The following is a 14,600-nucleotide window of genomic DNA, read 5'->3' as shown; positions in this document are numbered from 1 at the left end:
GAATGGGTGGGGCGCGATGGACAAGTACGACGTCAAGAAACAGTTCAAGGATCTGTACGCGCCCCGGGCCCGGGACTTCGAAGTGGTCACCGTCCCTCCGCTGAGCTACCTGATGCTGGACGGGCAAGGTAATCCGGGGACGGCCCCCGCCTACGCCGCCGCCCTCGAGGCCCTGTATTCGGTGTCCTACGCCGTCAAGTTCGCCAGCAAGCACGCGGGCCGGGACTACGTCGTCGGGCCGCTGGAGGGCCTGTGGACAGCAGACGATCCTGACGCCTTCACCCGGGGCGAGAAGAACAGCTGGAAGTGGACCATGATGATCCATCAGCCAGGCTGGATCGGCGCCGCCGAGGTGCAGGACGGTATCGCGGAGGCGGCGGCGAAGAACGTTCCGGGGCTGGACCTGCTCCGCCTTGAGACCCTCGATGAAGGCCTCTCGCTGCAGATCCTGCACATCGGCAGCTACGACGACGAGGCCCCCACGCTGCACCGCCTGCACAGTGAATACATTCCGTCCAAGGGCTTCGGATTTGCCGGCCTGCACCACGAGATCTACCTCAGCGACGCCCGCCGGGTGGCACCGGAAAAGCTCAAAACCATCCTCCGCCAACCCGTGCGGCGGCTCTGAGCCATTTCCCGCCGGCTCTGCGGAACTTCCTGCCTGCGAGCGTGTTGCTGCTGGCCAGGCGCCGGAATCATTGGTTAGGCTCGGCGGTGTGGCCGAACTGAGTGATGACTATGAAATCCGGCGCTTCCCAGCGGCATCCAAAGGCGAGGCGGGTTATCCCGACGCCGAATCATGGGTGAAGGCGGTCGCCTTTGGCTTCCACGAATCCACGCGGACACCGGAGCATGTTGCCAAATCCTTGGAGACCTACGCAGCTGACCGGCGGATCTTCACCGGCGCCTACCAGACCCGGGAAGTCGCGCCTGGGTCGCTCCCCGCGGAGGTACCGGTGGCAACCTTCGGCACCCTGCGCAAAACACTCAACATCGGCTTCGGCCGGCTGCTGGAAACGCAACTGGTCACAGCTGTGACGGTCCGGACCTCACATCGGCGGCGCGGCTTGCTGCGCCGGATGATGTCCGAGGACCTGGCCATGGCGAAAAACGATGGCCCGGCAATGGCCGCCCTGACAGCGTCAGAAGGCTCCATCTATGGGCGCTTTGGCTACGGCGTGGCCAGCTTCGAACGGACCGTGAAAGTGGACACCACTGCCCGGTTCCGGCTCAACCATCACGCCGTCGGTACCGTGGACATCGCGGACCCCCGTGTGCTGCTGGACCTGGCGCCGGTCGTCTTCGACCGCGTGCACCGCCTGACGCCGGGATCGATCGGCCGCCAGGACTGGTACCGCCAGCTTGCTTCAGGTTCCTTGGGCCGCGAGGGCAAGGAAGATCCTGCCGTCAAGGCGGCACTGCACTACGGCCCCGACGGCGCCGTGGACGGCTACGTCTCTTACAAATTCCTTGGCTGGGACACCGAGCCCTACACCATGCAGGTGGTGGACCTCGTGGCGGCCACGAACGAGGCGTACCTGGAGCTCTGGCAGTTCCTGGCCGCCATCGACCTGGTGGAACGCATCACGTGGGACGAAGCACCGCTGGATGACCCGCTCACGTGGGCACTGGCCGATCCCCGCTGCATCGACTCCTCAGACAGCCGGGACATGCTTTGGCTCCGCATCCTGGACGTGGCCCAGGCGCTGGAAGCCCGGCATTACCCGCTGGACGGCAGGCTGGTGCTCGAGGTGCAGGACCCGCTTGGTCTCACGGCGGGAACGTTTGCCGTGGACGTCAGCGGCGGCGAGGCCGCCGTCGTGCGTCTGGCAGCTGCGCAGGATCCGGACCTGACGCTGGATGTCTCCGCGCTGTCATCCATCTACCTCGGCGCTGTCAGCCCGGTGACGCTGACGGCGGCGGGCCGGATCCGTGAACACACCCAGGGCGCGGCGCTCCGGGCCCGCGGGATGTTCGCGGTGGAGCGCGCCACGCACTGCCTCACACACTTCTGAGCCCCGGCATTGCAGGCACGCTCAGCCAGGCCGCTCGTTGCCATGCGCTTTGACCCTCGTTGGCCGCTGCGACTAGAATAAGTGGGCGCGTACTACGTGCGCGTTTCTAGAATCCACAAATCAGGAAGACCCGGAAGATCCCTGCGATCGCCCGAAGACCTGCGCCTGCGTTCCATAACGCGGGCGCGGCGGTTTGCCTGACCGACTTACTATCCACAACGGAGCCCCTACTACATGACCATCACCTCCACCGAGAAGCCCGGTACCCCCGTAGTCGCCATTAACGACATCGGTACCGCTGAGGACTTCCTCGCAGCAGTCGACGCCACCATCAAGTACTTCAACGACGGAGACCTCGTCGAAGGTACCGTCGTCAAGGTCGACCGCGATGAAGTTCTGCTCGACATCGGTTACAAGACCGAAGGTGTCATCCCCTCCCGCGAGCTGTCCATCAAGCACGACGTTGATCCCGGAGACGTTGTCTCCGTTGGCGATCTCGTCGAAGCCCTGGTGCTCACCAAGGAAGACAAAGAAGGCCGCCTGATCCTCTCCAAGAAGCGGGCTCAGTACGAGCGCGCCTGGGGCGACATCGAGAAGGTCAAGGAAGAAGACGGTGTTGTCACCGGTACCGTCATCGAGGTTGTCAAGGGTGGTCTTATCCTCGACATCGGTCTGCGCGGCTTCCTGCCCGCATCCCTCGTCGAGATGCGCCGTGTGCGCGACCTCGCTCCGTACATCGGTCAGAAGATCGAAGCCAAAATCATCGAGCTGGACAAGAACCGCAACAACGTTGTGCTGTCCCGCCGTGCCTGGCTCGAGCAGACCCAGTCCGAGGTCCGCTCCACGTTCCTCAACAAGCTGGAAAAGGGCCAGGTTCGTCCCGGCGTTGTTTCCTCTATCGTCAACTTCGGTGCCTTCGTGGACCTGGGCGGCGTAGACGGCCTCGTTCACGTTTCCGAGCTGTCCTGGAAGCACATCGACCACCCGTCCGAGGTTGTCGAAGTTGGCCAGGAAGTCACTGTCGAGGTTCTCGAAGTCGACCTGGACCGCGAGCGTGTTTCCCTGTCGCTCAAGGCTACGCAGGAAGATCCGTGGCAGACCTTCGCCCGCACCCACGCCCTCGGGCAGGTTGTTCCGGGTAAGGTCACCAAGCTCGTTCCGTTCGGTGCGTTCGTACGCGTCGAAGACGGCATCGAAGGCCTCGTGCACATCTCCGAACTGGCAGTCCGCCACGTGGAGCTGGCTGAGCAGGTTGTCTCCGTTGGTGACGAGCTGTTCGTCAAGGTCATCGACATCGACCTCGAGCGCCGCCGCATCTCCCTCTCCCTCAAGCAGGCTAACGAGGGCGTTGACGCCGAGTCCACCGAATTCGATCCGGCTCTCTACGGCATGTCCGCTGAGTACGACGAAGAGGGCAACTACAAGTACCCGGAGGGCTTCGACCCGGAGTCCAACGAGTGGCTTGAAGGCTACGAGAACCAGCGCGCCGTCTGGGAGCAGCAGTACGCTGACGCCCAGACCCGCTGGGAAGCACACAAGAAGCAGGTTGCCCAGCACGCTGCTGACGACGCTGCAGCTGCAACGTCCGGTGACAGCGATTCCGGCACCACCAGCTACTCTTCGGAGCCTGCTGCCGAGTCCAACGCCGGGGCCGGTACCCTTGCTTCGGACGAGGCTCTTGCAGCTCTGCGCGAGAAGCTGACCGGCAACTAATTGCCACCGGCCCAGGGCTTCCCGGGCCAGCACAGCGGGCCCCTGCGAAGGCAGGGGCCCGCTGTGCTTAATGCGCCATCCGTGGTTGGCCGGCCATCTGACCAGCACTTAATGCTCCCAAACGAGGCTTTCGGTGCGTCTACTGCGAGTTAGTTGAGAGTACGACGACGGCACTCACCGCGCCGCCGTCGTCGTGCGTCAGGACCGCGCCAGCGGCGGTGAGGAGCCGCTGCGCGCCGATGTTGGCTGCCGTGGTGTTGGCCACGACCTGGTGCAGTCCCGCGCGGCGGGCTTCCGCCAACACCAGCCGCAACGCGGCGCCGCCGACACCGTGGCGGCGGTAGCTCCGGCCCAGCCAGATGCCCGTCTCAGCTGTTTCGTGTTGCGCCGTTTCCGCGTCCGTCAGCTTGAGCCTGATCGCGCCGGCCGGGCTGCCGTCGCATAGCACTGCCCAGCTCTTTTCCGCTACCGGTCCCTCCAGTCCCGCGGCTGCAGACCGGTGGTAGACGCGGAACCAGTCGATGCGTTCGGCATTCCAGCCCGTCCCGTTGCCCAGCGGCGGCGTGACGTCATCCGCGGACGCATCCAGCTGCGCCAGCTGCAGCAGCCGCTCCAGCATGGGGTCGTCGACGTCTGCCAGACGGACTTCAGGGCAGCGGGACATCGAGCCACTCCGTTCCGGCCGGCGTGAGCACGGTTCTCCCGGCGGTGAGTGACAACACGCGATCGGTGGCGGCAGAAACTTCCGCGGCATCGTCAGGCACGGCCAGGCGAAGGACCGTGTCCTGCGCTCCGTAGGTGGTTTCCGCCATCACAAACCCGGCCGCGCGAAGGTCGTTCTCCAGCCGTCCCGCGGCGGAGTGCGGCACCGACGCCGAACAGATCCGCAGCCGGCTGCGACGAACCAGTGGGGCCCGTTGCAGGGCCGCGGAAACCGACTCGGAATATGCACGCACCAGCCCACCCGCCCCCAGCAGGATGCCGCCGAAGTAGCGGACGACGACGGCGCTGACGTCGCTGAGGTCCGTCACGCCCGGCGCTGTTTCCCTCTTGATGATGGCCTCCAGCATGGGGATGCCGGCCGTGCCGGAGGGCTCGCCGTCGTCATTGGAGCGTTGGATGTCCCGGTCCGGCCCCAGGACGAACGCCGAGCAGTGGTGGCGGGCATCGTGGAACTCGCGGCGCAGGGCGGCCACCAGATCCCGCGCGGTGTCCTCATTGTCCGCGCGGCGCAGCACCGTGATGAACCTGGAGCGTTTGATCTCGATCTCGTGCCGGAACTCCGGCCCCAACGCGAGCGTGGTGTAGGCGGTGGCCCTGCTGTCTGCGGCGTCAGTGCTCTGTGTATCCGCTGTTTGTGCCACGTCTTCAGTTTAGGGTGGTGGGATGCTGAAGATCGGTTTGACGGGCGGCATCGCCTCAGGGAAGTCAGTGGTCGCCACACGCCTGGCGGAGCTCGGTGCGGTGCTGGTGGACGCGGATGCGCTGGCTCGGGACGTCGTTGAACCGGGAACGCCGGGGCTGGCCAGCGTGGTGGAAGCCTTTGGAGCGGAAATGCTCGACGGCGGCGGCCGGCTGGATCGGGCCAGGCTGGGTGCCGTGGTGTTCGGCAATCCCTCGCAGCTGGCCGTGCTGAACGGCATTGTGCACCCGCTGGTCCGGGCCGCCGCGGCCAGGATCATCGCCACAGCCCCGGCCGGCGCCATTGTGGTCCAGGACATTCCACTGCTCGTGGAGACGGGCCAGGGGAGCGGCTTCCATCTTGTCCTTGTGGTGGACGCGGCCGATGACGTCAGGATCGCCCGGATGCTCGAACACCGCGGCATGACGGCCGAGGACGCCCGGTCACGCATGGCTGCCCAGGCCTCGCGCGGGGCGCGGCTGGCCGCTGCCGACGTCGTGCTGGACAACTCCGGATCACTGGCGGACGTGACGGCGCAGGTGGACCGGCTCTGGGCCGAACGACTGGTGCCGTTCGCGCGCAATCTCCGGCGCAGCGTCAGGGCGGTCAGGGCAGGCATGGCAGTCTTGTCGGTGCCGCAGCAGGATTGGGCGGTCCAGGCTGCACGGCTTGGCGCCCGAATCACGGCCGCAGCACCGGACGACATCCTGGCTGTGGACCATATCGGCTCCACAGCCGTGCCTGGCCTGGCAGCCAAGGACGTCATCGACCTCCAGGTCACGGTGTCCGATCTCAACGCCGCGGACCGGATCGCACCGCTGCTGGCCGCTGCTGGCTTCCCGGCCGTGCCGGGGGTTGGCTTCGACACTCCGAAACTGACGGATCCGGACCCGGCGCAGTGGCAAAAACGCTTCCACGCCAACGCGGACCCCGGCCGCCCCGCCAACGTGCACGTACGGGCGGCCGGATCGGCCGGCTGGCGCTACGCGCTGCTCTTCCGCGACTGGCTCAGGAACGACACGGAAGCCGCCGCCTTGTATGAAGACCATAAACGCGCGTTGACCGAACAGTTTGCCGGCAGTAGAGGTACCCACGCCTATGCGGAGGCGAAGGAGCCGTGGTTCACGGACGTCGCCTGGCCGCGTATGGACGGTTGGGCTGCGCGCACGGGGTGGGTGCCGCCGTCGTACGCGCCCTGATCCTGTCCGCCCGTTTAGGGTGATGTTCGCCGGTAACTGATCCGGCTTTCACTGTCGGTCCCCGGTTGTAGATTAGATGCATGAGCCTTGCCCAGGAGATCAACCGCGTCGTCGCTCCGTTTGAAGTCATCAGCGAGTTCCAGCCGGCCGGCGACCAGCCTGCCGCCATCACCGAACTCACGGAGCGGATCAGGAACGGCGAAAAGGACGTTGTCCTGCTGGGCGCCACCGGCACCGGCAAGAGCGCCACCACGGCGTGGCTCATCGAACAGGTCCAGCGGCCCACGTTGGTCATGGTGCAGAACAAGACCCTGGCCGCCCAACTCGCCAACGAATTCCGTGAACTCCTGCCCAACAACGCGGTGGAGTACTTCGTTTCGTACTACGACTACTACCAACCTGAGGCCTACGTAGCGCAGACGGACACCTTCATTGAGAAGGACTCGTCCATCAACGAGGAAGTGGAACGGCTCCGCCACTCCGCCACCAATGCGCTGCTGACCCGCCGGGACGTTATTGTGGTGGCCACGGTGTCCTGCATCTACGGCCTGGGCACGCCGGAAGAGTACATTGCCGGCATGGTCACGCTCCGCAAAGGGGCGCAGATGAACCGCGACGACCTGCTCCGGAAATTCGTCTCCATGCAGTACGCGCGCAACGACATGGACTTCCACCGCGGCACGTTCCGGGTCCGCGGCGACACCGTGGAAATCATCCCGATGTACGAGGAACTGGCCATCCGCATCGAATTCTTCGGAGACGAGATTGAGAACATCCACACTCTCCATCCGCTGACTGGCGAACTGATCCGGGACGAGGAGGAAATGTACGTCTTCCCGGCCTCGCACTATGTGGCCGGGCCCGAGCGGATGGCCCGGGCCATCAAGCGGATTGAGGACGAACTCGCCGAACGCCTGGCCGTCCTGGAAGGCCAGAACAAGCTGGTGGAAGCCCAGCGGCTCCGGATGCGCACCACCTACGACCTCGAAATGATGCAGCAGATGGGCTTCTGCAACGGCATCGAAAACTACTCGTCGCACATCGACGGCCGTGCCCGCGGGACCGCTCCGCACTGCCTCATCGACTACTTCCCGGACGACTTCCTGCTGGTGATCGACGAATCCCATGTCACCGTGCCGCAGATCGGCGCCATGTACGAGGGCGACATGTCCCGCAAGCGGAACCTCGTGGACTTCGGCTTCCGCCTGCCGTCGGCCATGGACAACCGACCGCTGAAATGGGACGAATTCCTCCAACGCGTGGGCCAGACGGTCTACCTGTCGGCCACGCCCGGCAAGTACGAACTCGGCAAGGCTGACGGCTTTGTGCAGCAGATCATCCGGCCCACCGGACTGATCGACCCCGAGGTGGTGGTCAAACCCACCAAGGGCCAGATTGATGACCTCCTCGGCGAGATCAAGACCCGCACGGCAAAGAACGAACGCGTCCTGGTCACCACCCTGACCAAGCGGATGGCGGAGGACCTCACCGACTACCTGCTGGGCCACGGCATCAAGGTCGAATACCTGCACTCGGACGTGGACACCCTCCGACGCGTTGAACTGCTCCGGGAACTCCGGATGGGTGTCTTCGACGTCCTGGTGGGCATCAACCTGCTTCGCGAAGGCCTGGACCTGCCCGAGGTCTCCCTCGTGAGCATCCTGGACGCGGACAAGGAAGGCTTCCTGCGCTCGGCGACTTCGCTGATCCAGACCATCGGCCGTGCTGCCCGCAACGTGTCCGGCGAGGTCCACATGTACGCGGACCGCATCACCGACTCCATGGCCAAGGCTATCGACGAGACCAACCGGCGCCGCGCCATCCAGGTTGCCTACAACACGGAACGGGGCATCGATCCGCAGCCGCTGCGGAAGAAGATTGCCGACATTACCGACCAACTTGCCAAGGAAGACGCCGACACCCAGGAGCTGCTCAACAACAACCGGCTGGCCAAGGGCGCCAAACGTAGCAAGTCTGCGGCCAAGGGCGCGGCACAAGTCCGCAAGGACGGCCTCGCCGCGGCACCGGCCGAAGACCTCGTGGGCCTCATCGAACAGCTGACCGAACAGATGCACGGCGCTGCCACCGAACTCCAGTTCGAGCTGGCCGCGCGGATCCGGGACGAGGTCAGTGACCTTAAGAAGGAACTCCGCCAGATGCAGGCGGCCGGCCACGCCTAGTCCACCCCCGGGCGTCGAAGGGACGTGGCAGTCGGGGCATGTTTCCGCATGTCGGGACGCTGCTGTACAGTTAACGTCACGTAGGGGAGTATCCCGAGCGCTACGATCGTCAACACGCCAGGCACAGTTGCCTGGCCGGGCGTAGCGGGCCGCCATTTCAGCACCAAGTGCACAGGCTGGCCGGAGAGACTTACACCATTTCTCTGTACCCTGCGAAAGGCTAACCTGTGCCCGAATTACCCGTGTGGTTCGAGGTCGGCTCACTTGTCGTCCTTGGCCTGATCCTCCTCATTGACCTTCTGCTGGTCGTCCGGCGCCCCCACGAGCCTTCCATGAAGGAAGCCGGCCTGTGGGTTGCGTTCTACGTCTCCCTGGCCCTGCTGTTCGCCGGGGCCATGTTCTTCTTTACCGGCGCCGAATTCGGCGGCCAGTTTGTGGCCGGCTGGGTCACTGAATACAGCCTCAGCATCGACAACCTGTTTGTCTTCATCATCATCATGGCCCGCTTCTCCGTGCCTCGTAAGTACCAGCAGGAAGTCCTGATGGTGGGCATCATCATCGCCCTGATCCTGCGCGGCATCTTCATCCTCCTCGGCGCCATCGTGATCGAGCAGTTCAGCTGGGTGTTCTACATCTTTGGCGCGTTCCTGCTCTGGACCGCCTGGAAGCAGGCCCAGGACGAAGGCGAGGACGAAGAGGACAAGGAAAACCCGCTCATCGCCCGGATCCGCAAGGTCATCCCCATGTCGGAGAAGTTCGACGGCGGCAAGCTGCGCACCACGGTGGACGGCAAGAAGGTCTTCACCCCCATGCTGATCGTGTTCATCACCATCGGCCTGACCGACCTCCTCTTCGCAGTGGACTCGATTCCCGCGATCTTCGGCCTGACGCAGAGCCCGTTCATCGTCTTCACCGCCAACCTGTTCGCCCTGATGGGCCTGCGCCAGCTCTACTTCCTGCTGGGTGGCCTGATGAACCGCCTGATCTACCTGAAGCACGCGCTGTCCTTCATCCTGGCGTTCATCGGCGTGAAGCTGGTGCTCCACGCCATGCACGTGAACGAACTGCCGTTCATCAATGGCGGCAACCACATCGAGTGGGCCCCGGAGATTCCGACATTCGTCTCCCTGGCCGTCATCGTGGGCACCATCATCGTTGCCGTGATTGCCAGCCTCCTGAGCTCCAAGGCAAAGACAGCCCACCTGGACCCCCGACTCGAGGAAGACGCCAAGAAGAGCCTCAGCGACGCCGAGTAGGCTGTTTCCGCGTTCCGTTGACGCACACTGCATTTCCACTGATCCCGGCCGCACGGCGGCCGGGATCAGTGGCTTAATCTGCCCCCTGTAGGACCTGGCCGCCCAGGACTATGCTCGGACCATGGCCCGCACACTGATCACGGAAAGAGGAGTGCGCCAGGTTCAACGGCGCACCGTGGTGCTGCTGAGCGCGGCCCAGGTTTTCGGTGGCATCGGCACCGGAGCCACGGTTTCCATTGGGTCCATCCTGGCCGTGGAACAGTCAGGTTCCAGCGTGTGGGCGGGTGCCGTGGCCACGGTTATGACATTGGGGGCCGCGCTGACAGCACTGCCCCTTGCTTCGCTGGCGGACCGGCGGGGCCGTCGGGCCGGGCAGGTCACGGGGCTTTCCGCCGCCCTCGCCGGCACAGTTCTGATAGTGATGTCGGTGGTGTCCGGCTTGTTCGTCCTGCTGGTGCTGGGGGCGGTGGGCATCGGGGTGGGTACCGCGGCCAGCCTGCAGGCACGCTTCGCCGCCGTCGACCTTGCGGATGCTGAACACCGCGGCAGGGCGCTTTCCGCCGTGGTGTGGGCTGTGACGGTCGGCGCCGTGGCCGGACCCAACCTGATCCAGCCCGGCACCGTTGTGGGCCTGGCCCTCGGCCTGCCGCCCGTCGCCGGACCGTTCGTGATCTCCGCAGCCGGACTCCTGCTGGCCATTGTGCTGCTTTTCGCTGGCCTCAGGCCGGACCCGCTCCTGCTCGCGCGGGAAATCGCCGCCCAGGATCTTGCCGCCCGGGATCTTGCCACTCAGGAACCCGCCGCACTGGATCTCGACGCCCAGCCAGCTGGCGGGAAGATGCAGGGCACGCCACCACGTACGGCAAATCAGCAAAGCGCCACCGCGCGCAACGCAGTCGGGGGATCGCTCGTCCGCGGGCTGCGGGCAATCCGCCAGTCCAGGGCTTCCTGGCTGGCGCTTGCCGCCGTCGTCGGAGCGCACGCCGTGATGGTGGGCGTGATGTCCATGACCCCGCTGCATTTGCAGGAACTCGTGGCCGGGCCTGGTGCCTCCCATGCCGGCCACGCCGCCTCCGGCGATGTCCTGGTGATCATCGGCTTCACCGTCTCCCTGCATATCGCAGGCATGTTCGCGTTGTCGCCGGTCATGGGCTGGCTGACGGACAAGGCAGGCAGGACTGAGACCATCATGATCGGCTTCGCCACGCTGATCGCTGCCGTCGCCGTCGCCGGATTTGGCCAGACGTCCACCGTCGCGGTGGCCGTGGGACTTGTGCTGCTGGGCATGGGCTGGTCTGCGGCCACCATTTCCGGGTCCACGCTGCTGGCGGAGAGCGTCCCCCAGGAGTCCCGCGTGCTGGTCCAGGGCGTGTCGGACATGCTGATGGGCGCCGCAGGTGCGGTGGGCGGGGCCACTTCCGGACTGATCCTCAGCTGGGCCGGCTACCTGGGGCTCAACATGGCAGGCGGACTGGTGGGGGCTGCTGTCCTGACCGCCGCCGTCGTTGCCCTGGTGGCGCGCCGCCGCAGCCCGGCGGCCGGCTCAGCTGCCGGCTGAGCCGGCAACCGAGCGCACCATACCCAGCAGCCGCCCGAAAATAGCCTCGCCGTCGTCCGCTATGCCGTCATGGTGGAAGTCGGCCGTCTCCCATACCCGGAGTCCGCGCACAGCAGCCGCCGTCTCCAGTGACAGGCTGCGGTCCACGTAAATGTCGTCCTGGTAAACCGCGGCGGCGACCGGCACGCTGTTCGCGGCCAACTGTGTGGGGTCATACAGCGGCTTCCAGTCCGTTTTGGCGGCCAGCAGATGGGCCACCTGCCGCAGCGGCACCAAGGCGGGATCCTGTTCGAAATACCACGGGTACACCATCTCGCCGGTCAGCAGCAGCGCCTCCGCATCCGGGCGGAATGCCGGATTTTCCTGCAGCACACGCCAGGCAGCCCAGTCCGTCGCTTGTCCCTGCCCGTAGATGGACTCGTGCAGCAGAGCATAGAGCGGGTTCGCCAGGCGGGACACGATGCCCTGGACCTGCTCCAGGAAGGCATCGGAGAGCCTGTTCCCGTGTGGTGGCTCGGTGAAGGCGTCTTCCAGCAGGTAGTGCAGGCCGTCCACCCGCGTGTTTCCGCCCAGGAAGGAGCCCACCATCTGGAACCGTTCAACCGTGAGCCGGCCGCCGTCGGGAAGGAACTCCTCGGTCTGCCGAAGGTGCGATGCGATCGCATTCACTGTCCGGCGGTCCTCCGGATACCAGCTGAAGTACTCGGTGTTGCGGGCGGCAACGCGCGCGAACGTGGCGCGGTAGACGTCGTCGGCATGGCCGGCTAGCGGCGCAAGTCCGCCCGTGATGAGAGCCTCCTTCAGCCCGTCCGGGGCAAAGGACAGGTACGTCAGTGCGCAGAATCCGCCGTAGCTTTGGCCGTAGATGCTCCAGGGGCCGGAGCCGAGCGCCGCCCGGATGAGCTCCGCGTCGGCCACGATGGAATCCGCACGGAAATGCTCAAGGTACGCAGCCTGTGCCTCTGCCGTTCCACGCGCCGGCAGCGTGGTCCGGTCGATGGGGGTCGAAAGCCCGGTGCCGCGCTGGTCCAGCATCAGGATCCGGAAGTCCCGGGCCGCCGCCTTGCTCCAGCCGCTCAGCGAAGCCAGCCGGTTGCCGCGGCCGCCCGGCCCGCCCTGGAGGAACACCAGCCAGGGAAGCTCCTCGGCTTCAGCCTGAGTGTGGGCCGACGAGACGTACTCTCGGGCGAACACGGTGATGGTCTCGGCGGCGGCGTCACTGCCGGGCGCGAAGTGGTCCAAAGGAACGGTGAAGTAGTGCTCGGCGGTGCGCATGCCCCGGAATTCGTGCCGGGCCTTCACAAAATGCGGGACAGGGGTCCGCGTTTGCATGGTTTGAGTGGAAGCGTCCCGCTCAACCACGGATGGACGCTGCCGTTCTGGTGCCAAAGCTCTCCAGCGCGTCGCCGGTCAGCCGGAACGTGGACCAGCCGTCCAGGGGGCGGGCGCCGAGGCTGCGGTAGAAGTTGATGGACGGTTCGTTCCAGTCCAGGACGCTCCACTCAACCCGGGCGTAACCGTTCTCGACGGCGGTGGCGGCCAGGTGCTGCAGGAGCGCCTTGCCGTGGCCCTCGCCGCGGGCGTGCGGGCTGACGTAGAGGTCTTCCAGGTAGATGCCGTGGACGCCTTCCCAGGTGGAGTAGTTCAGGAACCAGAGCGCGAAACCCCGGACCGCGCCTGCGCTGTTCTCAGCCAATGTGGCAAACACGCGCGGGTTCTCGCCGAACAGGACATCAGCCAGCATTTCCGGTGTGTTGCGGACCGCGTCCGGTTCCTTCTCGTAAATGGCCAGTTCGTGGATCATCTCCAGAATGGCGGGGACGTCTTGCCGGGTGGCGGGGCGGATTACACTCATGGTCCGAGTTTACTGGCGGGGCCGTGATCCCTACTGCCAGGCTCCCTATTGCCAGCGAAGCTGCGATGTTCCGTAGCGGACGGGTCCCTTGCTGTACTCCAGCGGCACGCCGTCCGCCATGATGGGCGGCCCAACATATCGCAGGCGGCCGTAGGGGCTGTCCATCACGCGGAGTTCCGGGTCAGGCAGGGAACCGCCGTGACTGGCCACTGCGGGCAGTCGGTACAATTCTTCAGCGGTGCGGGCCAGGGAAAGCCGGGCAGCGCCGCCACGTCCGCTTCGGAGCCGTTCGGCCAGCAAGGCAATTGCTGCCGCCGCCAGGCCATAACCGGTGGCATGATCCAGTGCCTGCACTGGAAGCGCCCCCGGCTGCCACCCGTCATCAGTCGTGCGGCCATACCGTTCGGCGATGCCGCAAGCGGCCTGTACCAGGCTGTCAAAACCGCGCCGTCCGTTCCAAGGGCCGCCGCTGCCCCAGGCGCTGAGGGTGACGATCACGAGTTCCGGCCGGGCAAGCAACAGCGCTTCGGGCGCCAGCCCAAAAGGGTCCAGCCCGCCGTCGCGGTAACCCGTGACCACCACGTCTGCAGACTCAATGAGAAGCCTGACCGTTTCCATGGCGGCAGGATCCCGGAGGTCCGCCTCGGCGCTGCGCTTGTCAAAGCCCGAGTCAATGAACACATCGCTCAACTCCGGAAGCTGGGGCGGGTCGATGCGCAGAACGTCCGCGCCCAGGGCGCCCAGGAGGCGTGTGGCAGTGGGCCCCGCAATGACGCGCGTCAGGTCCAGCACCTTTAGCCCGGCCAAGGGGTGGCGCGGAACTGCCGATGGAACCCACCGGGAGAGCTGCGGACTTTCACTGGCTGACGGTGGCGGACTGGAGATTCTGATCCATGGACCGGAGCTGGCCGTCGCATACATGGGGGTCGCGATCCACTCGTCCCGTGTGCGCACGGCAGCAGCGACGCCGTTGTTTGCCGTGATGGCTTCCTCGGCTGTCAGCGACGTCATACCTAGCAGGGCGTGTTCCACGTCCTGTGGTGTGCTCACGGTGAGGGCCGACGTCAGCCGGGCTGCGTGGTGGGGGTAATTGGCGTGGAGGCGGATCCAGCCGTCCGACGTGCGCCGAAAGCCGGACATCGGAGCGAACCCTTCGGGTTTGACGCCCGCGACCCGCAGATGTCCCAGCGAATCGAAGGCCGCCGCGGTGGCTCCGGATGCCAGGGAATACCGGCCCGGAACGCCAACAAGCGCGTTCAGCGACGTCGCTGCTGCCTGGACCGCCCCCAAAGCCAGTCCCTCGACGTCCAGCGGGCCCTTCCACCACTGCCGTGGACCGTTGGAAGGTGCCACGGGCTGGGCCTCCAGGGCTTCCACAACCCGAAGGCTGCCGGTCAGGTCGGGGACGGAGTCCATTCGGTC

Annotated in this window: 12 protein-coding genes; 7 read left to right on the top strand and 5 right to left on the bottom strand. The window is 65.7% G+C overall.

The window, feature by feature from the left end:
* Positions 1-16: 16 nt before the first annotated feature.
* The 3 genes from ACX80M_RS02940 (at position 17) to rpsA (ending at position 3,728) form a co-directional block, all read left to right on the top strand.
* Positions 17-628: a GyrI-like domain-containing protein gene (locus tag ACX80M_RS02940; protein WP_252607934.1), complete on the top strand. Its 612-nt coding sequence runs from the start codon at positions 17-19 to the stop codon at positions 626-628.
* A gap of 97 nt (positions 629-725) precedes the next feature.
* Entirely contained in the window at positions 726-2,015 is a 1,290-nt protein-coding gene (locus tag ACX80M_RS02935) for a GNAT family N-acetyltransferase (RefSeq protein ID WP_459308830.1), read from the top strand.
* A gap of 234 nt (positions 2,016-2,249) precedes the next feature.
* Complete coding sequence (gene rpsA / locus ACX80M_RS02930) at positions 2,250-3,728, top strand: 30S ribosomal protein S1 (protein ID WP_056339708.1); 1,479 nt, start codon at positions 2,250-2,252, stop codon at positions 3,726-3,728.
* A gap of 139 nt (positions 3,729-3,867) precedes the next feature.
* On the opposite strand, the gene ACX80M_RS02925 is transcribed toward rpsA, so the two are convergent.
* Both ACX80M_RS02925 and ACX80M_RS02920 read right to left on the bottom strand, forming a co-directional pair.
* On the bottom strand, positions 3,868-4,392 hold the full coding sequence (locus tag ACX80M_RS02925) for a GNAT family N-acetyltransferase (RefSeq protein ID WP_252598758.1): 525 nt from the start codon (positions 4,390-4,392) through the stop codon (positions 3,868-3,870).
* Positions 4,376-5,092 carry an IMPACT family protein gene (locus ACX80M_RS02920; protein WP_252598759.1) on the bottom strand — a complete coding sequence of 239 codons (717 nt, stop codon included), beginning with the start codon at positions 5,090-5,092 and terminating at the stop codon, positions 4,376-4,378. Before ACX80M_RS02920 ends, ACX80M_RS02925 begins: the two co-directional genes overlap by 17 nt.
* A gap of 22 nt (positions 5,093-5,114) precedes the next feature.
* Here ACX80M_RS02920 and coaE point away from each other — a divergent pair, with 22 nt between their 5' ends.
* The 4 genes from coaE to ACX80M_RS02900 all read left to right on the top strand — a co-directional run bounded on the left by coaE (position 5,115) and on the right by ACX80M_RS02900 (position 11,323).
* A complete protein-coding gene (coaE, locus tag ACX80M_RS02915) occupies positions 5,115-6,329 on the top strand; it encodes a dephospho-CoA kinase (RefSeq protein WP_459308747.1) in 1,215 nt (404 codons plus the stop codon).
* Between the two features lie 80 nt (positions 6,330-6,409).
* Entirely contained in the window at positions 6,410-8,509 is a 2,100-nt protein-coding gene (uvrB, locus tag ACX80M_RS02910) for an excinuclease ABC subunit UvrB (protein ID WP_252598761.1), read from the top strand.
* Positions 8,510-8,736: 227 nt separating this feature from the next.
* Positions 8,737-9,765 (top strand): TerC family protein, encoded by a 1,029-nt coding sequence (locus ACX80M_RS02905; protein WP_252598762.1) that lies wholly within the window; start codon positions 8,737-8,739, stop codon positions 9,763-9,765.
* A 121-nt stretch (positions 9,766-9,886) separates the two neighbouring features.
* Complete coding sequence (locus tag ACX80M_RS02900; RefSeq protein WP_252598763.1) at positions 9,887-11,323, top strand: MFS transporter; 1,437 nt, start codon at positions 9,887-9,889, stop codon at positions 11,321-11,323.
* Here the strand turns inward: ACX80M_RS02900 and ACX80M_RS02895 are convergent.
* From ACX80M_RS02895 to ACX80M_RS02885, 3 genes are read right to left on the bottom strand one after another with little or no spacing between them, the layout of a single operon-like run.
* Positions 11,309-12,655, bottom strand: coding sequence for an alpha/beta fold hydrolase (locus ACX80M_RS02895; protein WP_459308744.1), 1,347 nt, complete (start codon positions 12,653-12,655; stop codon positions 11,309-11,311). The two genes, ACX80M_RS02900 and ACX80M_RS02895, sit on opposite strands and share 15 nt — an antisense overlap.
* Before the next feature lie 22 nt (positions 12,656-12,677).
* Positions 12,678-13,178 (bottom strand): GNAT family N-acetyltransferase, encoded by a 501-nt coding sequence (locus ACX80M_RS02890; protein WP_459308742.1) that lies wholly within the window; start codon positions 13,176-13,178, stop codon positions 12,678-12,680.
* 45 nt (positions 13,179-13,223) lie between these two features.
* On the bottom strand, positions 13,224-14,594 hold the full coding sequence (locus ACX80M_RS02885) for a CoA transferase (RefSeq protein ID WP_459308740.1): 1,371 nt from the start codon (positions 14,592-14,594) through the stop codon (positions 13,224-13,226).
* Positions 14,595-14,600: the final 6 nt, after the last annotated feature.

The organism is Pseudarthrobacter sp. MDT1-22, from assembly GCF_054511035.1.
The sequence above is the reverse complement of the archived record's forward strand: the minus strand, read 5'-3'. Positions and strand labels throughout refer to the sequence as shown.

Excerpts from the sequence above, each read along its gene's own strand:
- ACX80M_RS02885 (WP_459308740.1), bottom strand. The coding sequence starts at position 14,594 with ATGGACTCCGTCCCCGACCTGACCGGCAGCCTTCGGGTTGTGGAAGCC.
- uvrB (WP_252598761.1), top strand. The coding sequence starts at position 6,410 with ATGAGCCTTGCCCAGGAGATCAACCGCGTCGTCGCTCCGTTTGAAGTC.
- ACX80M_RS02890 (WP_459308742.1), bottom strand. The coding sequence starts at position 13,178 with ATGAGTGTAATCCGCCCCGCCACCCGGCAAGACGTCCCCGCCATTCTG.
- coaE (WP_459308747.1), top strand. The coding sequence starts at position 5,115 with ATGCTGAAGATCGGTTTGACGGGCGGCATCGCCTCAGGGAAGTCAGTG.
- ACX80M_RS02895 (WP_459308744.1), bottom strand. The coding sequence starts at position 12,655 with ATGCAAACGCGGACCCCTGTCCCGCATTTTGTGAAGGCCCGGCACGAA.
- ACX80M_RS02900 (WP_252598763.1), top strand. The coding sequence starts at position 9,887 with ATGGCCCGCACACTGATCACGGAAAGAGGAGTGCGCCAGGTTCAACGG.
- ACX80M_RS02925 (WP_252598758.1), bottom strand. The coding sequence starts at position 4,392 with ATGTCCCGCTGCCCTGAAGTCCGTCTGGCAGACGTCGACGACCCCATG.
- ACX80M_RS02940 (WP_252607934.1), top strand. The coding sequence starts at position 17 with ATGGACAAGTACGACGTCAAGAAACAGTTCAAGGATCTGTACGCGCCC.
- rpsA (WP_056339708.1), top strand. The coding sequence starts at position 2,250 with ATGACCATCACCTCCACCGAGAAGCCCGGTACCCCCGTAGTCGCCATT.